Origin of the sequence: Acinetobacter sp. YH12138, from assembly GCF_015218525.1 — a bacterium.
Lineage (GTDB): Bacteria > Pseudomonadota > Gammaproteobacteria > Pseudomonadales > Moraxellaceae > Acinetobacter > Acinetobacter amyesii.
Window position 1 is genome coordinate 1,580,436 of sequence record NZ_CP048670.1, and the last position, 19,957, is coordinate 1,600,392.

Annotated in this window: 16 protein-coding genes, 1 pseudogene and 1 riboswitch; of the genes and pseudogenes, 12 read left to right on the forward strand and 5 right to left on the reverse strand. The window is 39.0% G+C overall.

The features are described from left to right. The first annotated feature begins 7 nt into the window (after positions 1 to 7). The 4 genes from tauD to uca all read left to right on the forward strand — a co-directional run bounded on the left by tauD (position 8) and on the right by uca (position 6,294). Positions 8 to 853: a taurine dioxygenase gene (tauD, locus tag G0029_RS07710; RefSeq protein ID WP_180107082.1), complete on the forward strand. Its 846-nt coding sequence runs from the start codon at positions 8 to 10 to the stop codon at positions 851 to 853. Positions 854 to 1,134: 281 nt separating this feature from the next. Further along, a riboswitch (guanidine-I (ykkC/yxkD leader) is annotated at positions 1,135 to 1,246 on the forward strand. A 29-nt stretch (positions 1,247 to 1,275) separates the two neighbouring features. Then, a complete protein-coding gene (locus G0029_RS07715) occupies positions 1,276 to 2,016 on the forward strand; it encodes an urea amidolyase associated protein UAAP1 (RefSeq protein WP_180109881.1) in 741 nt (246 codons plus the stop codon). Positions 2,017 to 2,033: 17 nt separating this feature from the next. Continuing rightward, positions 2,034 to 2,684, forward strand: coding sequence for an urea amidolyase associated protein UAAP2 (locus tag G0029_RS07720; RefSeq protein ID WP_180107078.1), 651 nt, complete (start codon positions 2,034 to 2,036; stop codon positions 2,682 to 2,684). A gap of 4 nt (positions 2,685 to 2,688) precedes the next feature. Then, the gene (gene uca / locus G0029_RS07725; protein ID WP_180107076.1) at positions 2,689 to 6,294 is read left to right on the forward strand and encodes an urea carboxylase; all 3,606 of its coding nucleotides are present in this window, start codon (positions 2,689 to 2,691) and stop codon (positions 6,292 to 6,294) included. Between the two features lie 42 nt (positions 6,295 to 6,336). Here the strand turns inward: uca and G0029_RS07730 are convergent, their stop codons facing one another. Further along, positions 6,337 to 9,111 (reverse strand): TrlF family AAA-like ATPase, encoded by a 2,775-nt coding sequence (locus G0029_RS07730; protein ID WP_180107075.1) that lies wholly within the window; start codon positions 9,109 to 9,111, stop codon positions 6,337 to 6,339. 165 nt (positions 9,112 to 9,276) lie between these two features. Here G0029_RS07730 and G0029_RS07735 point away from each other — a divergent pair, with 165 nt between their 5' ends. Further along, the gene (locus G0029_RS07735; RefSeq protein ID WP_227591891.1) at positions 9,277 to 9,420 is read left to right on the forward strand and encodes a hypothetical protein; all 144 of its coding nucleotides are present in this window, start codon (positions 9,277 to 9,279) and stop codon (positions 9,418 to 9,420) included. 9 nt (positions 9,421 to 9,429) lie between these two features. On the opposite strand, the gene G0029_RS07740 is transcribed toward G0029_RS07735, so the two are convergent. Next, complete coding sequence (locus G0029_RS07740) at positions 9,430 to 11,379, reverse strand: lipase family alpha/beta hydrolase (RefSeq protein WP_180107074.1); 1,950 nt, start codon at positions 11,377 to 11,379, stop codon at positions 9,430 to 9,432. Between the two features lie 190 nt (positions 11,380 to 11,569). Beyond that, a complete protein-coding gene (locus G0029_RS07745) occupies positions 11,570 to 12,652 on the reverse strand; it encodes a putative zinc-binding metallopeptidase (protein WP_180107072.1) in 1,083 nt (360 codons plus the stop codon). A 448-nt stretch (positions 12,653 to 13,100) separates the two neighbouring features. Here G0029_RS07745 and G0029_RS07750 point away from each other — a divergent pair, with 448 nt between their 5' ends. The 3 genes from G0029_RS07750 to G0029_RS07760 are packed head-to-tail and all read left to right on the forward strand — an operon-like array spanning position 13,101 to position 14,769. Next, complete coding sequence (locus tag G0029_RS07750; RefSeq protein WP_078190923.1) at positions 13,101 to 13,541, forward strand: CopG family ribbon-helix-helix protein; 441 nt, start codon at positions 13,101 to 13,103, stop codon at positions 13,539 to 13,541. A gap of 11 nt (positions 13,542 to 13,552) precedes the next feature. Next, the gene (locus G0029_RS07755; RefSeq protein ID WP_180107070.1) at positions 13,553 to 13,750 is read left to right on the forward strand and encodes a hypothetical protein; all 198 of its coding nucleotides are present in this window, start codon (positions 13,553 to 13,555) and stop codon (positions 13,748 to 13,750) included. Continuing rightward, positions 13,747 to 14,769 (forward strand): ABC transporter substrate-binding protein, encoded by a 1,023-nt coding sequence (locus tag G0029_RS07760; protein ID WP_180107068.1) that lies wholly within the window; start codon positions 13,747 to 13,749, stop codon positions 14,767 to 14,769. Before G0029_RS07755 ends, G0029_RS07760 begins: the two co-directional genes overlap by 4 nt. 68 nt (positions 14,770 to 14,837) lie before the next feature. On the opposite strand, the pseudogene G0029_RS07765 reads toward G0029_RS07760, so the two are convergent. Then, positions 14,838 to 15,315, reverse strand: a pseudogene (locus G0029_RS07765) (epoxyqueuosine reductase QueH); the annotation flags it as partial. Positions 15,316 to 15,939: 624 nt separating this feature from the next. On the opposite strand from G0029_RS07765, the gene G0029_RS07770 reads away from it, so the two are divergent. From G0029_RS07770 to G0029_RS07785, 4 genes are all read left to right on the forward strand, one after another. Continuing rightward, entirely contained in the window at positions 15,940 to 16,929 is a 990-nt protein-coding gene (locus G0029_RS07770) for a putative oxygenase MesX (protein WP_180107067.1), read from the forward strand. A 78-nt stretch (positions 16,930 to 17,007) separates the two neighbouring features. Further along, positions 17,008 to 18,036, forward strand: a complete 1,029-nt coding sequence (locus G0029_RS07775; protein ID WP_106984404.1) for a methionine synthase — start codon at positions 17,008 to 17,010, stop codon at positions 18,034 to 18,036. A 103-nt stretch (positions 18,037 to 18,139) separates the two neighbouring features. Further along, complete coding sequence (locus G0029_RS07780; protein ID WP_180107066.1) at positions 18,140 to 18,634, forward strand: flavin reductase; 495 nt, start codon at positions 18,140 to 18,142, stop codon at positions 18,632 to 18,634. Positions 18,635 to 18,679: 45 nt separating this feature from the next. Further along, complete coding sequence (locus G0029_RS07785; protein ID WP_121530785.1) at positions 18,680 to 19,480, forward strand: sulfite exporter TauE/SafE family protein; 801 nt, start codon at positions 18,680 to 18,682, stop codon at positions 19,478 to 19,480. A 140-nt stretch (positions 19,481 to 19,620) separates the two neighbouring features. Here G0029_RS07785 and G0029_RS07790 read toward each other — a convergent pair whose 3' ends face one another. After that, a complete protein-coding gene (locus G0029_RS07790; RefSeq protein WP_168377505.1) occupies positions 19,621 to 19,950 on the reverse strand; it encodes a DMT family transporter in 330 nt (109 codons plus the stop codon). Positions 19,951 to 19,957: the final 7 nt, after the last annotated feature.

Here is a 19,957-nt window from a genome sequence, read left to right on the forward strand (position 1 = left end):
TTTAATTATGTCATTGCAAGCAAAGCAAATTAACCCAAACATTGGCGCTGTTATTGAAGGTATCGATTTAAACCATGCCGATACACCATTGTTGCTGGAAATAAAACAGGCACTATTGCAGCATCAAGTGATCTTTTTTAGAAAGCAGGCGCTTAGCGCACAGTCGCAAGTGAGGTTGGCAAAAACCTTTGGTACTTTACATATTCATCCGATTTACCCAGCGATGGATGATGCACCGGAAGTGATTGTACTGGATAGCCACAGACAAGATTTAAGAGACAATGATCTTTGGCATACCGATGTGACTTTTAGTCACACACCGCCATTGGGCTGTGTGCTGCAAGCCATTAAAATCCCTGAATTTGGCGGGGATACGCTGTGGGCCAGTGGTACAGCTGCTTTTAATGCGCTCAGTGAAGATTTAAAACAGCAACTACGCGGTTTAACAGCAACACATGATATTCGTAAATCTTTTCCATTAGAGCGCTTTGGCGCAACAGCAGCAGACCGCGAAAGGCTTGAAAATAGTTTCCGTAAAAACCCGCCAGTAGCGCATCCAGTTGTGCGTACACACCCTGAAACTGGTGCTGAAGTGTTGTTTGTAAATGAAGGATTTACAACGCAGATTAATGAGTTGAATGCACAAGAGAGCGAGAAGTTGCTGACATTCTTATTTGAACATGCGGTGAAGGAGGAATTTCACTTGCGCTGGAAATGGCAAGAAGGTGATGTCGCTATTTGGGACAACCGCTGTACGCAGCACAAAGCGCTGTTTGACTATGGCGATGCGCACCGCATTATGCATCGTGCAACCGTGAATGGCTCGGTACCATTTTATAAATCAGCAAGTTAAAAGCGGAAGTAGCTTATTTGCAAACATCACAGGAAAGGCCCAATACTAAAATTGGGCTTTTTATTATGCAGAAATCTAAAAAAGATAAATTTAAAAATACTTAACCATGCTCGCACATGCACAAGGATGATGCATACCTAAGCAGATACACAGTTCAAAAATAGCGCAATTTAAAATCAATACTGCAGCTAAAGCATCAAAACGAACCTGAAAACCTTAGTAATACGATTTATTCAAACCGTAATACTAAATTGGCACAGCCTTTGCATTTCTACATACATCATAAAGTGATCTAGGGTTCCGATACATCTTCATGTATGACTGCGACCGAGAGTTCACGGCTTCGTTTTAATTCAAAGCAAAGCTGCACGGAGGGATAAAAGCCCGGGAGGTAAACAGTTAAGAATTAGGCAGAGGCTGCAATGAGCACAACACATTATCATGATGATAAAGCACTATGGACTGAACTTTTACCTGGCGGACACCACTGGTCAGCGCGTATTCAGCGTGGGGCAGTATTACAGCTTAAATCCCTTGGAAAAAATGCCAATGTGGCGCTGTACTGTGTAAATAGTGAAGATAAGCTTGAACGCTACAACATGCCAGATAGTCTCAAAGGTCAACACACAGCATATTTAAGTAAAAGTCATATTTTGGCATCGGATTTAGGTCGTGCCATGATCTCGATAGTCAAAGACGATCACGCTTGGAACGATGCATTTTGTGCACCAAGTACAGCACAACAAATCGAACAACAATTTGGTTCAAAAACTTTCCAAGATGCCCGTAACGATATGTACCGAAGTGGTAAGGATAGCTTACTGCTTGAAATGACCAAGTTTGGTTTATCTGCAACTGACCTGAGCAGTACCTTAAATTTATTCTCTAAAGTTCAACCTGATGACAACGGCAACTTAAGCTATGTTGCTACGGACAATACAAATCAAATCATTGAGCTTCGCTTTGAAATGGATTGTTTGGTGTTTTTATCTGCTGCACCACATGCTCTAGATAACAGCACTGAATATGCACCTGCCGATGTACAACTAAGCTTATTTAAAGCTAATCCTTTAGATGAAACAGATGTATGCCGAGATTCATGTCCGCAAAATCAGCGTGCGTTCCAAAACAACAATCGGTACTACGCACTTAGCGCACTTTAATTTTGGGGAGAATTAAAATGTCTGTATTTCATACATTAGAAAAAACAGTATTAGATCAGGTATGTCCTGCTGGCGAAGCTTGGATGTGCGAAGTCAAAAAAGGGCAATATTTCCGTATCGTTGACCTCGAAGGTAATCAAGCTGTTGATACCTTATTTATTTCAAGCCAAAACCCTGAAGAGCGTTATAGCGCTACGGATACATTGGCTATTAATCAGCAGATTTATTTAGAAAAAGGCACAGCGCTATACACTAACATTGGCAACAAAATTGCCACCATCCATGACGATAACTGTGGTCGTCATGACACCTTAGGCGGTGCATGTTCATGTGAAAGCAACACCGTTCGCTATGCACATGACAAATTCCCAATGCACAGTTGCCGTAATAATTTCATGATTGCTCTGTCGCAACATCCGATTGCCAAAAAACATGGCTTAAATGTGCGCCATATCGGTCCAAATATTAACTTCTTTATGAATGTGCCTGTGACCGCTGAGGGACATTTGAAATTTGATGATGGTATTTCTGCACCGGGTAAATATGTCGAGATTAAAGCTGAAATGGATTTAATCGTCCTCATTTCCAATTGCCCACAACTGAATAACCCATGTAATGCTTATAACCCAACAAAAATTCAACTGATCATCCGTGAAGGCGAGGAGTAATACCATGTTCAATAAAGTCCTCATTGCCAACCGTGGTGCAATCGCTTGCCGTGTGATCCGTACACTCAAAAAACTAGGCATTCAATCGGTTGCTGTGTATTCAGAAGCAGACCGTGATTCTTTGCATGTGACCTTAGCCGATGAAGCTGTATTTATTGGCGATAGTCCTGCCAGCCAAAGTTATTTAAATGTCGATAAAATGTTAGAAGTCGCGAAACAAACAGGTGCTGAAGCGATACATCCAGGCTATGGTTTCTTGTCTGAAAATGCTGAATTTTGTGATCTCTGTGAAGCTCAAGGCATAGTATTTTTAGGGCCAAATTCGGCACAAATGAAATCATTTGGCTTAAAACATACCGCGCGTAAGCTTGCGATTCAAGCTAATGTGCCGCTACTTCCGGGCAGTCAGCTTTTGGTAGATGAAGCTGAAGCACTGCTTGAAGCTAATCGTATTGGTTATCCTGTCATGCTGAAAAGTACTGCAGGCGGCGGCGGTATCGGCATGCGTTTGGTGTGGAATGAAGAAGAGCTGAAAGATGCTTATTCTACAGTGTCATATCTTGCCCAAGCCAACTTTAAAGACGCAGGTTTATATTTAGAGAAATTTGTACAGAATGCCCGTCATATCGAAGTGCAGATTTTTGGTGATGGTAAAGGCTTAGTTTTAGCACTCGGTGAGCGTGATTGTTCGGTGCAGCGCCGTAACCAAAAAGTCGTGGAAGAAACCCCAGCACCACATATTAATGATGAGCAACGTGCCTATATTCAATCGGTTGCAATTGGGCTGATGCAGTCGGTGAATTACCGTTCGGCAGGCACAGTAGAATTTGTCATGGATACTGACACGCAAGAATTCTACTTCTTAGAAGTGAATACCCGCCTGCAAGTTGAACATGGCGTGACGGAGCAAGTGTTTGGTGTAGACCTTGTGGAATGGATGGTGACTCTCGGTAGTGGGGATTGGATTGCACCAACAGCACAACTTGAATCGAAAGGTCATTCAATTCAAGTACGTTTATATGCTGAAGACCCAATCAAGAACTTCCAACCCAGTGCAGGTTTACTTACACATGTTGATTTTGATGCCAATGCACGTAATGAAACTTGGGTTGAAACGGGTTCAAATGTCTCATCATTTTATGACCCGATGATTGCTAAAATTATTGTTACTGCTGATGATCGTGACTCTGCAATTGCTGCCATGACCGAAACACTTGCCAAAACATCGGTTGCAGGCATCGAAACTAATCTTGAATATCTACAAAATATTATCGACTGCGATGTATTTAAAGCCGGTACGCAAACCACACGATTCTTAAATACATTCGAGTGGAAAACTCAAAAAATTGAAGTGTTGCAATCAGGCATTCAAACTTCTGTGCAAGATGTCACAGGTCGTTTGGGCTATTGGGATGTGGGTGTACCACCATCAGGTGCCATTGATCCGCTGTCACTTAATGTTGCGAATCAATTATTAGGCAATGCATATAACACAGCAGGGCTTGAATGCACTTTGCAAGGACCAAGCTTAAAATTCCATTGTGATAGCCAAATTGTATTGGCGGGTGGTGATATGCCATCAACCCTTGATGGTATGTTTGTACCAATGTGGCAAACCGTGAATGTGCGCAAAGGTCAGATTTTAAAATGTGGAAAAATCGCCACTGGTTGCCGTACTTATATCGGCATTAAAGGTGGTCTGAATGTGCCTGAATATTTAGGTTCACAAGCGACCTTTACCCTTGGTCAGTTTGGTGGTCATGCCGGTCGTAATTTATTGATTGGGGATATGTTGCCAATCACGGCATTTACATCTGAACAAGTGACAGCGCTTGCGCCTGAACAAGTGCCGTCATTCAGCCATGAATGGGAAATTGCGGTAATGTACGGCCCGCATGGTGCACCAGACTTTTTCACTAAAAAAGACATTGATACCTTCTTTGCCAATACTTTTGAGATTCACTTTAACTCAAGCCGTACAGGTATTCGTTTGATTGGTCCAAAACCTGAATGGGCACGAGAGGATGGCGGTGAAGCAGGTTTGCATCCATCAAATATTCATGACAATGCATACGCGATTGGTGCGATTGATTTCACAGGCGATATGCCGATTATCTTGGGTCCAGATGGTCCAAGTTTAGGAGGCTTTGTTTGTCCTGCCGTGGTGATTAATTCTGAGCTTTGGAAACTTGGTCAATTGAAAGCAGGAGACAAAGTCAGATTTATACCTGTGAGTTATCATCAAGCGAAACTTTTAAATGAAAAATATCATGTGCAATTAGAAGCAAATGATACGCAGGCTGTGGCATTTGATGAGTCATTTTATCCTGAACTTTCCACCTTAAAAAACGCGGTGCTTGATACTTTAAAAGGTCAGAATGGCTTACCGGATGTGGTGTATCGTCCTGCGGGCAATAACTACATGTTGGTGGAATATGGTGAGTTAGTTTTAGATCTGAACTTACGTTTCCGTATTCATGCACTCATGCAATGGGTTCAAAAGCAAAATATCACAGGGATTATTGATCTCACACCGGGGATTCGTTCGCTACAAATCCATTTTGATTCGATCAAGCTTGATCAATTGGATTTATTGCGTTTGCTGCAAGTCGCTGAAGCTGAACTGCCTGATGTGACCCAAATGCAAGTACCGTCACGGACTGTGTATTTACCACTTGCTTGGGAGGATTCACAAACCCAGCTAGCGACAGAGCGTTATATGCAAACGGTACGTCCAGATGCACCATGGTGTCCTGATAATATTGAGTTTATCCGTCGTATTAATGGTTTAAAAGACAAACAAGCGGTCAAAGATGTGGTTTATGACGCGAGTTATTTGGTCATGGGTTTGGGCGATGTGTATTTAGGTGCACCTGTGGCAACACCACTTGATCCTCGCCAGCGTTTAGTCACCACCAAATACAACCCTGCACGGACATGGACACCTGAAAATGCTGTCGGTATTGGCGGTGCGTATATGTGCGTGTACGGTATGGAAGGTCCGGGAGGCTATCAGTTCGTGGGTCGTACTACGCAAATGTGGTCTCGTTATCGTAAAAACCCTGACTTTGAGCAAGGTATGCCGTGGTTATTACGCTTCTTTGACCAAATTAAGTTTTATGAAGTTTCAGAAGCTGAACTGATGCAGATGCGTGAAGACTTCAAAGCGGGTCGCTTAAAACTGCGTGTAGAAGAGGGTGTACTGAACCTAAAAGAATACAATGACTTCTTAACTGAAAATGCAGAATCAATCTCAGCATTTAAATCCATCCAACAAGCCAATTTTGATGAAGAACGTCGTCGTTGGCATGAAGCTGGGCTTGCAGAGTATGTGTCTGAAAGCTTAGATACCGTAACTGATGATAGTGATGTTCAAATTCCAGAAGGTGGTTGTGCTGTGGAATCACATATGCCGGGAAGTATTTGGAAAATTGAATGCAAGTCAGGTGATATTGTGGAAGAAGGTGCAACGCTTGCTGTGATTGAAGCGATGAAAATTGAGATCCCGATTATTGCACCTGAACGGATGAAGGTTTCTGAAATTACCATTGAAAAAGGGCAGACGGTGAAAACGGGACAGGTGTTGTTTACGTTAGCGCCTGTTGCTTGATAATAGGTTCATAAAAAAAGACCGCTTAGGCGGTCTTTTTATTTATGAAGCTAAATTATATTTTTGTTCTCGTAACTTAAAGGCTCTATCTCCACCTTCAAGAATTTCACATATATGTGACTTAATTGTTTTTTGATTTAAAGTGGATGAACAACTTGGATCATGATCTAGTGATTCAATACTGCCAAACTTATATTGGAACTTATGATTATTCATATTTGGACTATGAATCCCATGTTGATTGGCAACAATGATTAGCTCACTATCGGCATTCACAACAACATTTGCATTGTGAGTCACAAGAATAATTTGTCTTTCCTTTTTCTTTTGTTTTAGGAAAGTAACCAATTCAGAATAGATAGCTCGATTATCTAAGTCATCTTCAGGTTGGTCGATGATAATAGGGCACTTACTTTCACTACAATCTAAAGTCATTTTTAACACTACAAAAGCTTTTTTGCCTTGTGACATTTCATTGTAGTTGTCACCATCATAGATCACGTCAAATTTTATTTTAAACCATGAATTATCAAAGAATTCTTTCGTAAATGTTTCTAAAGTAGTACCACCTCTAAAACGAATTTCTCCTTCTTCTAAGGATGCTACTATTTCATGATATTTATCTAATAGCTCTATTTGAGAAGCTACTTGCATTTCAGCGAATAGTTTGGCCTTTTCAGGCTGTTGGTTAATTGTCTTTTTGATAAATTCATTGAACTTAAATTTATCAAACATATTCGTTGCAATTATTTGTAGATCTTGGCTGATTGTAATTGATGATATAGCCTGAATTAATTCGGAAGCTACATTAGACATCGATAACCAAATTGTACGCTGAAACTCAGTTTTCAGACTTTCTAAAGATTTTTTTAATTCAGCAATTTTTTCTAAAATATCATCAATTTCTTGAATCTTAGCTTTTTCAATGTTCAGCCTTTCTAGCAATGGTTTTATAGCATCAGAAGACTTTAGATAGACTTCTACTTTTTTAAATGTGTCAGTACTTTGGATACCTAAAATTTCTTGTTCAATTTTTAGGATTTGATCAGAAATAGTTTGTAGGGATAGCTTTTTGAATTGCTCAAATTGAGTAGTTGTAAATTTTTCTATTTCACTTGCAAAGGATTCAAAGTGTGATTGTACTAGCACATAATTTAAATTAAGTTCTAATGGATTTAACAGTTGGTAGAAATCAGAACAGTGCTTATCTATAAGTAGTTCTTTAAAGGTAATAAGCCCTTCAAGATTTTTATTAAGAATTTTCAAAGTTTCATTCGAAGCATTAAAATCAGCCATTTCCTCCTGAGTTATATTTCCAATATCATTATTTTGAATTTTTATAGATAATTCATTAACTTGATTTTGAATATCATCCTTATTACCTTTTTGTATCAATTGTGATTGATAGTCACTTAAAGAGCTTAGAATTGAAAAATAAGTAGATACTTTCCCTGAAATTTCATGTCTTAAAAAATCATTTTGTTCTTTAAATTTAGAAAAAAGCTTGTTGTCTTTTTGCTGTATCAAGTCCTTAACTATATCTTCAATACCTTGATCTTTTGACTTTGAATACATATGTCCTTGGTAAAAATATTCAATGGGTCTACTGTAATCCTCCTTACCATCTTGCCAAATAATTCTAAAATTTGAACAAAGCTCATCAATATGCTGAGATGGGTCAAGAGTGTTTAGTGCAGTAGGTTTCAATTTATTTGCTAGACATTGCAATAGGGTGGACTTACCTGATGATCTCCCACCGATAATTGAAGTCAAATTACCATTAAAGTAAATTTTTTCGTTTGCAACATTAGTGTTGTTCAACTCAATATAATCTATTACTTCATATGTGTTTTTTATTTCAGGACAATGTTGTCCGATATGAACACGGCTTTCAGGTTCATGAATGATTTGTTTTAAACCTTCAAAAGTTGGTTCAGCTTTGATCCAGCAATAGCGGTTCATTTTAGGTTCAAATAAATCTTCTGGACAATGCGCATCACTACCATGGATACTAGGTTTAAGTGATCTGTATTTAGAAATTATCTCTTCAGCAGATTCTCGACCGTGACCTAAGAAATATTTGTGATCTGAAGGTTTTGCAGAGAATAGTCCATCAGTCAATTGATAAATAGAGTTTCTAAGACTGAACGCTGATGCCTGTTGTTGTTGTAAAATTTCTTCATGACTCTTCAATCCTGAAACACCATCATTATCTCCATTTGCAACAAAGACAAGTATTTCACTTCTTAGATTATTATTCGCTTCAAAAACTTCAATTAATTCAGTGTGTGGAATACAGAATTGCTCAATCCCTTTCTTTAAAGCAAGATTTTCGTCATTTAGCTGATCTACTGAAAGATATAAGCGGCCCAAGCTCTTTAGCCCATATTCATTAAGCTGGTATTTGTTTCCATTACCATGAACCATCTGTATATGGTTTAAAATTTGATTTTCAATAGCTTCAATCTTTGATGGATTAAAGATTAGATGTAAGTTTATTAAACTACCTGCACCTGTGGATGGGGAAATTCGTAACTCCATATTAGGAAGTATTAAAATTTTAGAAATTAAATTTTTTTCATCATCATTAAATTGAGCTTGATTGTTAATATCATCTTGAAATTTTTTTACATTTTTGTAGTTTTCAATACTAAAATAGTCCGTGATACCAATGGCTTTTATATTAAGTTCCAAAGCTTTTCTAAAAAGCTGAATACAGTATTCATCAAAAGATATATTTCCAAATTGGTCATTTTTAGCTGTACCTTTTGTATGTACATGCAAATCCCAGCGTCCCCATTCAGAACCACGTGACATAGCTATTCCCTAGTTAATTGTAGTTTTATGTAAATTTTAAACGCTATTTTTATAAAAAGCATTCTTAATAAAGAAATATTTTAAAACTGCTGGATTTCATTAGTTATGGCTAAAAAACTAGAAGAACTTTTAGATGCTCGTAGCTTCTAAAGTCGAAATCGAATTATGGAAAATGCAAAAATAATTTTGAATGATTGTCTTTCGGAAGATGTGCATTTAACAGAACTAGCAGAAAAAGCTAAAGGGCAAAAAACGATAAAGATCATTTTAGACGAGCTACAAGATCAAGTTCACAAAAACCGCGATTAAAAAGTTCACTTATTTATCCATATGTTCTCTCAAAATGCGTCGCAACTCTAAAATGGCATCTGGAGACTCATGGATGGAATGTCCACCATTGAAAATCTTTTCAGACACCGCGCCCTCTAAATGAGAACTTGTATAGGGAACAATGCCATCCGACATTTTGCTCGGTTCAGTATTTTGCGTCTGATTCCCCATAATAGAATAATAAGGAATATCTTTATTTGGCATGATGGCTGTAGTCAACAGCATAAAACGTGATTGTTGACTTAAATCTGCCGGCCCAGACTTAATCAGGCCCATAGTTGAATTTTTTGCATTCGGGATTTCAACATTGACATCATTTAAAAAACTTAAAGGCAATACCACGATTTTTTTCGCCAAATTGGTAAACCAGCGGTCTGCATAGTCAGTACCATGATGCGGGGCGGCAATGAAAATTGCACGACTAACTGGCTTCAAGGCTTTAAAGACAAAACGATCGCGGATAATCGGATGACGTTGTAACTGTGTGTTTTGTTCATAGTTCATGAGTGGAATAGCTAGAGCGGAAATATCTGCATCACTAACCAATAAACGACTAATGATGCCGCCCATACTATGTCCGATAATGACAGCATCCTGAGCCGATGGCGTATTGGGCTGAACAGTTGCAAATGCCTGTTTGAGTAAAGCATTGATTTGAAAACGACTCTCTAATATTGGCATATTGGTTGAGTAAAACACTTGCCAAACTTGGTAATGATCACGTAGTTTTTGATCCCCCATAATGTTATTGGTCAGGCCGATCCACGTTTCAGGACTGCTGGCTAAACCATGAACCATGACAATAATTTTTTTATAAGGTTGATACGGCTCTAACATAAACACATGTGGCATGCGCAAATGTTCTTCCTTATTCAGAAGTGTCCAATAGCCAGATTGTCCTAATTTATTTTCGGCTAACCAAAGTCCATAAGGCACAGAATAATTGGCCGTTAGGGTATAGGATTGAGATTCAATTATTGCCTTTTTAAATTGATAGGGATTAAATAATTCAACCTTAAAATTTGATTGCGGCGATAAAATTTCGCTAATGCTGCTATTGGTCTTGGCAGGCTCGGCGATCGCACTAACAGATAAATAGCGTGCTGTATGGATATTGGGGTTGAGTTTATTTGAATAATACTGTTCAGGATCTAGTACAAAAGGCTGTGCGGCAGACAGATCCATAGCTTTTTTGACTAAGACAAATTCAGAGCCAATGCCTTCCTGACGGTTAATGGTTTTTAAGCCTGAAAAATTAAAATTATAGCTCGACTGTAATTTATCAATGTCCGCATTTTTGATTTCAGGATAATGCTCATAATTAAAATGATAAAGCGAAGAACCCAACATTAAACTTTCAGGCATTTGCTGATAGTCAAAACGGGTGAATGATGAGGTGATCAGACGTGATAAAGCCACATTATAAAAGGTGCGGACTTGTCCCTGACGCAAATCAAATAAGCGTTCTTCAGGGGCTTGAGCGGATTTAAATAGATAGACATAGCTGTAACGCAGACTGAAATCAAAGTCAGTAAGCTGCTGATCCATACACATTTTAATTTTGCTTGAAGCTAATTTTCCGCTGTTTTGTTTTAAGCTTTTTTTGCATTGTGGATTTTGATCGGCGCTTAAAGCACGTGCCATGTACAGTTCACTTGCTGCTGCATAGACTTGGGCAATATCTAAAGTTTCATTGTTAAGCATTTTGTGAATACAGCTTTCAAGCGTACTTAAACAAGATTGGTCGCTTTCATTCACCATTAACAGGATTTGATGGCTAAATGTACTGAGCTTCTGATGGGTTAAAATGCTATCTGTTTTATTATTTAGTGACGCACTGAGTTGATTTTCTTGTAATTTGACCAATTGGCATCCACTGAGCAAACTCAGGCTGATGATACATATGAAACGAGCGAGTAAATGCGTGAAAGGCATCATTGGAAAGGTCACAGGCATCTAATTTTTGTTATTTTAACCTTTATAAAATCGTAAAAATAGGGCAGGTGTTACAGCACTCAATCCTAGAAAATTACTACGTATATATCTTTTCAAATTAAGCTAATGTCCGAATACTGTGATACCGAAAAGTTGATCTGAAATTCAAATAATGTCACGTGTTAAATTTAATCTAATTGTGCGGCTGGTTTTTTAAGGTCATGTTGAGCAGTTTGTGGTGAATAAACCGTAATTTATCCAATACGGGATTCGACAATGTAAATGGATATGCATCATCTAGCCCCATGCTGCGGTTCAACGCATTTAAATTAAAGGTCAAGGTCATCCAATGTTGCAGCAATAGGTCAAAATCCTGAGCGCCAATCGGGTTTTCTTTTAATTCTAAATTATTCAAATCCGACTTATTGGTTTTGACCACTAATCCTGCATAGTAGGCTGTTTCTAGGGTATCCATCATGTGCAAATAATGCGCCCATGTTTCCGCCCAATCTTCCCAAGGATGCGTACTGGCATATGAACTGACATAGTAATCCGCCCAATTTTGTGGCGCACCGTCATTATAATGTCGTTTCAAAGCTTCACTATAATCTTGTCGTTCATCACCAAATAGTTCCCGAAATTCATCAATCAGCTCTGGGTGTAAATGTTTGATCAAATCAAAATAATAATGACCACTTTCATGTCTAAAATGACCAAGAAGTGTACGGTAGTTTTCCCCCATTTTTATACGCGTTGTTTCGCGGTAAATCACATCTGCTTCACTGGCATTTAAGGTAATAATGCCATTAGCATGACCGGTCATCACCGGCGCATCTTCCGTGGGCATGAGAAAGTCGAAACGCAGGCCATAACGGTCATCTTTACTTCGTTTAGGGCGTGGCATGGTATTCAGTTGCTGCATCAAATATAAAAAACGCCGTTTGGCATGTTCCAATCGTGCCCAGTACACAATATGGTCTGGGTTATCTAAGTTGGGAATGGTATGCGTGAGCAGGCAAGACTCACAATAAATTTCTTCACTGTCGGCAGGCACCATCCAGTTGCATACATGATGGTGCTGATAATTATGACAAGGTTTAAAGCGTTTTCCCTTTATTTCAGGATTTAACGCAAGCCATAACGTACTGCTATGCTTGTCAAAACAGCCCATTTGCTTTTCAGAGGCAATATAACCCAGCGCAGTCTGACAATTGACACAGTGTGAATTGGCAAAAAAGATTTGGTTAGAACATACCGCGCAGCTGAAATACTTCATAGGCGTTGAGTGATGAATAGAATGATCAATCAGTATAAATGATGTTCAATGTTGATGAAATAAATTGCACTTCGAGTTTGTTGCATGTCGGTCAATGCTCTTGTTTAAGAACAACGACCTTTAGAAATAGTCTTTCATCAAATAATACATCGCAGCAATAGTGCAAAGGGGTCTCGATGAGTGCATTTATTGCACAAATCATGAACAGTAAAATTTAAAAGAAAGTTAAAAGAACAAAATAATCGATCATTTTTTGTATTTCTCACTTGGCACAGATTCTGCATTTCTATCGATATTACGAAATAAATATTTTGTATTACTCAAACAGGAGATGCATATGAACCGCCATCAATCTGCAACATTTCTGCATCAATTAAAGCAATTTTTTATTGAGTTACTGAGCGCCCGTGCGGGTTTCTATATTCAGCAAAAAAAATAAGGAAAAACAGTGCCTAAACAAAAGCTGGCGCGTATCAGTATTACCGTGCCTGAAAAAACAGTCGATGCTTTGGATCAAAAAATTGTCGATCAGCATTATGAAAGCCGTTCTCAGGCCATTGTCGACATGATCAATAAGCATCTGATTGCCGATCAGGAGCAGCGCAACGAAGTGATGGTTGGCACATTTACCTTACTTTATGACGCAAGTAGTACGGCGCTACGTATTCAGCTTTTAGATTTACAGCAGCAGTTTTTAGAACAAGTGGTGAGTTCGCTGCATATTCAACTCGATGACCACAAAATTTTAGAAGTCATGATTCTGCAAGGCGTCAGTTCAGAGCTCAAAGTTATCAGTCAGCATTTTTCAGCACTTAAAGGTGTGATTAAAGGACATTTGGAGTTGATGGACGCTGTAATGCCGCCAATTCCGCAAAATGCAAAGAATTAAGGAGTTTTAAAATGGGCCAATTATATCGATCACAAGGTCAGTTTAAAGACCAAATCACAGATAAACAGCAAGCACATGCCAATGCAGGCAACCATAGACCAAATCGTGCAAAGCGTAATACTCAATCTGTCAGTAAGCCGAATACACCATCGTTTTTGTATACCAATACCAAATTTAACTGTAATGCCATCGGGGAAATCGAACTATGATCAAAAAAGCCTGCTTATCTGCATCCGTTGTGACTGCCATCTTACTGAGTGGCTGTGACAATACGGCCAAAACACCTGAACCAAACGCGCAAGCAGAAGGCACAGTCAATACAAAAGCCATTACGATCGGCTATAGCGACTGGCCTGGTTTTGTCGCATGGCAGGTTGCTATTGAAAAAGGCTGGTTGAAAGAAGCCGGTGTCAATGTAGACTTTAAATGGTTTGATTATTCAGCCTCACTATCTGCATTTGCTGCAAATCAGTTGGATGCCGTTTTGGTCACCAATGGTGACAACTTAGTCACAGGTTCTGGCGGCACAAAAGGCGTCATGATTATGGCGACGGACTATTCTGCGGGTAATGATGTCATTATTGCTAAAGATGGCATCAATAGCCTTGCCGATCTAAAAGGAAAAAGTGTCGCGACAGAAAAAGGCTTGGTTGATCATTTGCTTTTGGCGACGGCGTTGGATGATGCAAAAATTCAAGCCTCTGAAGTAAAGTTGGTCAACACCATGACCAACGAGCTGCCACAAGTATTTGCAAGTCCTGATATTGCAGCAATTGCTGTGTGGCAACCGGTTGCAAATCAAGCGCTGAAAGCAGTTGCTGGCTCTAAAATCATTTATACATCGAAAGATAAACCCGGTCTGATTTACGACACGTTAACCGTCAATATGACGCATTTATCTGCCAACAAAGAAGAATGGAAAAAAATCATTCAAGTTTGGGATAAAACAGTTAAATACATCAACGACCCTGCAACGCATGCCGATGCAGTGAAAATCATGTCGAACCGCGTTGGCGTTAATCCTGTACAGTATGAACAGTTTATTGGAGGCACACATTTACTGGATTTAGCTGCCAACAAACAAGTCTTTAAAAAAGGAACTGGTTTTGACTCGATTTATGGTTCTAGCTACCACGTAAATAAATTCAATGTTGCTAATGGCATTTATAAAACTGAAATGGATGTCGATGGATCAATCTATCCAACATTGGTTGAAGAACTGAAATAAGTTGAAACGTAAATAAAAATAAGCTCTGAATAGTATAAATGCTTCAGGGCTAACAACATCAATTTAATGTCCCAATAACTTATGCCTTCATAATATGAAGCGGAGCGATGACCACAGTCATTAATCTGCTTCATATTTTTCCAGCGTGAAATTCCCAGTGAGCTACTAATTAAGCTAAAACCATGTTCTACCGCATAAAGTGCAGTACGCTCGAAGCGCATATCAAAACACATCGTGCAACGAATGCCTTTTTCAGGCTCATTTTCCATACCTTTAGCGCGAGCAAACCAATTGTCTGTGTCATAGTCAGAGTCAATAAACGGAATGTTATGTTTCTCGGCAAAGCGGATATTTTCCTCTTTACGGATTTCATATTCTTTCACAGGATGAATATTGGGATTGTAAAAGAAAATTGAAAAATCGATACCTGATTCAATTAATGTTTCCATGACTTCGCCAGAGCATGGTGAAACAGCAAGAGTGGAGTAAAAGCTTGTCATGACCTACTGGGAGAGTCAGTGTCTGACGTTCTAATTTATTAGACATGATTTTAAGAAGGTATAAGTATAAACCGAATATTTTAGCGATTCCTTAACATACCAAAGCTCGAATATGCTGATTTTTTCTAAGTATAAGTTGAGTCATATTCAGTATATTGACTAAAAAGCTGAAACGACATGAATATATGCTTATTTCATATTTGGTTTATCTATTTATGGCAAGGATTAAGAACTTTATAGCTCAGGACAAAAGTATATTAGTGTTACAGATTCAATATTAAAACAATTAGTGATTTGATCTTTTTTCATTTTAAAGTTAGAAAAATTCACCCAAATGAATAAATCGCTGAATTTTGAAAGTGGAGATATTGAGCCAATCTGTACGATTCGACACATTTCAGATGTGTGTTTGAATGAAAAATTATTCATTGAATTTTTTTTTAAGCCTTTATTTATATTAAATAAAATTTAAATACTACCTGAGTGGCAGTTTTTTTATCGCCAGTTGAATGATGCATAGTTGAAGAAAATTCATTGTATTTAAATCTTAAACATGAATTTATCTCACTTTGAGTTGAGGTTAAATCATTTTTATTCATCTTAAGTTTCACGTATAAATTACTTCATACAGAAATTTTGATTATTTTTAATTTTAGGGTAGTGAATCTCCATGAGTCATAAATTTGCGTGTTCAATCAAACGTATCCGCTTTGATGAAAACTATGAGCCAGCAGACAATACGCGTCTAACAACGAACTTTGCCAATTTGGCACGTGGTGAACACCGTGAAGAGAATCTGCGCCGTACTTTGGCAATGATTAATAACCGTTTCAATAGTTTAGCTACTTGTGACAACCCAAATGCAGATCGTTATTCACTTGAAATTGACATCATTTCGGCTGAACTCGATGTGGAAGGCAATGGTCAAACTTTCCCATTTATTGAAACTTTAAAGAGTACCATCATCGACCATAAAACCAATGAACGCATTGAAGGCATGATCGGCAACAGTTTTTCATCGTATGTACGTGACTATGACTTCAGCGTGGTATTACCAGCACTCGGCTGTAAGTTCAATGAAAAACCTGAAGATTTTGGTGATTTACATGGAAAGCTATATCAACACTTGATTAATTCAGAGGTATTTAAAGCTGAATTTAAGAAACAACCTGTCATCTGTTTAAGTATTTCTACGACAAAAACCTATTACCGTACTGCAAATGTGCATCCGATCTTAGGTGTGGAATACACTAATGATGACTATTCACGTACCGATGATTATTTTGCAAAAATGGGCTTAAGCGTTCGTTACTTTAAACCTGAAAATGCAACTGCACCATTGGCATTCTATTCGGCAAATAACTTGCTCAGCGACTATACAGATTTCGAACTGATCAGCGCGATCAGCACCATGGAAAGTTTCCAAAAAATCTACCGTCCTGAAATTTACAATACCAATGCGACAGCAGGTTTAGTGTATCAACCAAGCTTAAGCTTTGGCGATTACTCATTAACTCGTATTGTTTATGACCGTGTTGAACGTGGTCAGTTGGCGGTTAAACAGGGCAAATGGACGGAAGAGAACTTTATCCAGCCATATAAAGACATTCTGAATGAGTGGGCGGCTAATTTTAGTATTGAAAATGCAGACGCAGCTTAATTTTAAATTACGTAAATAGATGAAACACGGGTGAGTAAAAACACCCGTTTAAAAGAAAATAGAGATAGAAGATCGAATATGGCCATTTTACTTCCAACTTCAACTGCTGGCAGCTTACCTAAACCGTCTTGGCTGGCTGAACCTGAAAAACTGTGGTCAGCATGGAAGCTTGAAGGCGAAGAATTATTAGATGCAAAACGTGATGCGTTGAAATTATCTTTGCATGAACAAATCCATGCAGGCATTGATATTGTTAGCGATGGTGAACAAACCCGTCAGCATTTTGTAACCACATTTATTGAACATCTTGAAGGTGTTGATTTCGAAAAGCGTGAAACGATGCGTATTCGTAATCGTTATGATGCAAGTGTACCGTCAGTTGTGGGTGAAGTATCTCGTAAGAAAGCAGTTTTTGTGGATGATGCGAAATTCTTACGCAGCCAAACCAATCAGCCGATCAAATGGGCACTGCCTGGCCCAATGACGATGATTGATACTTTGTATGATGGTCATTACAAGAGTCGTGAAAAATTGGCTTGGGAATTTGCTAAAATCCTGAATCAAGAAGCTTTAGAGCTTGAAGCGGCAGGCGTGGATATCATTCAATTTGATGAGCCTGCGTTTAACGTATTTTTTGATGAAGTCAATGACTGGGGTATTGCGACATTAGAGCGTGCGCTTGAAGGTTTGAAATGCGAAACAGCAGTTCACATTTGCTATGGTTATGGCATTAAAGCCAATACCGATTGGAAACAAACCTTGGGTAATGAATGGCGCCAATATGAAGAATCATTCCCGAAACTGCAGCAATCGAAGCTCGATATCATCTCACTTGAATGCCAAAACTCTCGTGTACCCATGGATTTAATCGAACTCATCCGCGGCAAAAAAGTCATGGTTGGCGCAATTGATGTAGCAACCAATCAAGTAGAAACAGCAGAAGAAGTAGCAAATACATTACGTAAAGCATTGCAATTTGTAGATGCCGACAAGCTATATCCTTCAACAAACTGCGGTATGGCGCCTTTACCTCGCCACGTGGCGCAAGGCAAACTAAATGCGCTAAGTGCAGGCGCTGCCATTATTCGCCAAGAATTGACCGCATAAATTCGGGCTGACTCAATTTCATGTAAAGGCAAGAAGGAAATTAAATCCCTATTGCCCAAACCTGAGCGTGAGATAAGCCATATAAACCATTGAGATTGAAGAGATGATTGAAGCAACTGATTTTAGAAATGCAATGTCTTTATTGACGACTGCAGTCAACGTGATTACGACTGAGGGTGAAGCAGGCATGCATGGATTTACAGCATCAGCCGTATGCAGTGTGACAGATACACCGCCAACTTTGCTGGTTTGTATGAATCAATCATCTCGTTCTCATGCGCATTTTCTTGAAAATAAAGTTCTGTCTGTCAATGTTTTGGGCGCACAGCATGAACACATTTCCAATGCTTTTGCTTCAAGCAAATTCAATTCGGAAGAGCGTTTTAAATTGGGTTCTTGGAGCACATTAGAAACAGGTTCACCAATATTAAAAGATGCTTTGGTCAGTTTTGACTGTCAGATTGAACAGGTTCAAGAAGTGGGTACGCACAGTGTGTTTATGTGCCGTGTGGTCGCAATCAAGCAAAGTCAGCAGGAAGAGAGTTTGGTGTATTTCAACCGTGCTTATCATGCTGTGGGTCAAGTGGAGTTGGCTTAAACCAGTCAGACTTCTTCAATACATCACTTTAAAAGTATCTATTTCGTGGAACTCATTACTTTCTTAATTATTGGCGCATTTGCTGGTTTTGCTGCAGGGCTGTTTGGCGTTGGCGGCGGTACTATCATTGTGCCATTGCTCTATATTGTTTTTAGCCAAATGGGTTATAGTCCCGATGTGATTATGCATTTGGCGCTCGGCACATCTTTGGCTACGATTGTTGTGACGTCTATCAGTTCATTGATGGCGCATAATAAAAATGGCGCTGTGATTTGGCCTGTATTTAAAAATTTAGCTCCGCCTATGGCGATTGGTTGTTTTGCAGGCGCGGGTATTGCAGGCTGGCTGTCAGGCTTACATCTGCAAATGATTGTCGGTGTGTTTTTACTTTGGGTGGCTTATACCATGTTTATGGGTGCAAAAAAGCCAGTCGATCCAAATAAAACACTACCATCTACAGCTAAACAAATTGCAGCAGGTTCGGGTATCGGCGTTGCATCGGCCATCTTCGGGATTGGCGGCGGCAGTATTACGGTACCGTATTTAACGGCAAATGGCGTGGTGATGCAAAAAGCGGTCGGGACGTCTGCGGCTTGCGGTTTACCCATTGCCATTGCTGGTGCATTAGGCTTTATGTTTTTTGGTATGCAACAGCAAGTTGAAATTCCAAATACCATTGGCTTTATTCATATCTATGCCTTTTTGGGCATTAGTGTGATGAGTTTCTTTACGGCTAAATATGGCGCGAAAACTGCGCATGCGCTTTCACCAGCAGTACTGAAAAAATGTTTTGCTGTGCTGTTATGTATTGTTGGATGCTTTTTTCTAGTGAAAGGCATTTTATAGAAGCCGACTGATCACAGTTAATTCATTCGAAACGTATGCTCTAGTGTGCAACAGCAAGCTAGAGCATTTTTATCTATAGCAATTTAAGTCTTTAAAATTTCAGAGATATTATTTAAAAACTTCATTTTAAAACTGACATTTCAAAGCTCTGTGCTTTTAGAAAAAACATTAATAATCACAATACCCAATAAAATAAAGGCCAAACCAATCATGGCAGGCAGGTCTAAATTTTGTTTAAACACAATCCAGCCCACACAAGAAATCAGTACAATGCCTGCAGCAGACCACATGGCGTAGGCCAATCCCATTGGAATCGATTTAAAGGTCAAACCTAAAAAGAAGAGTGCAATGGCATAGCCCAATACGGTAAAAATAATCGGTACTAGTTCAGTAAAGCCATTGCTGGCTTTTAAGGCGGACGTGGCAATCACTTCAGCAATGATTGCGATGAGCAAATATATAAACGACATTGATTTC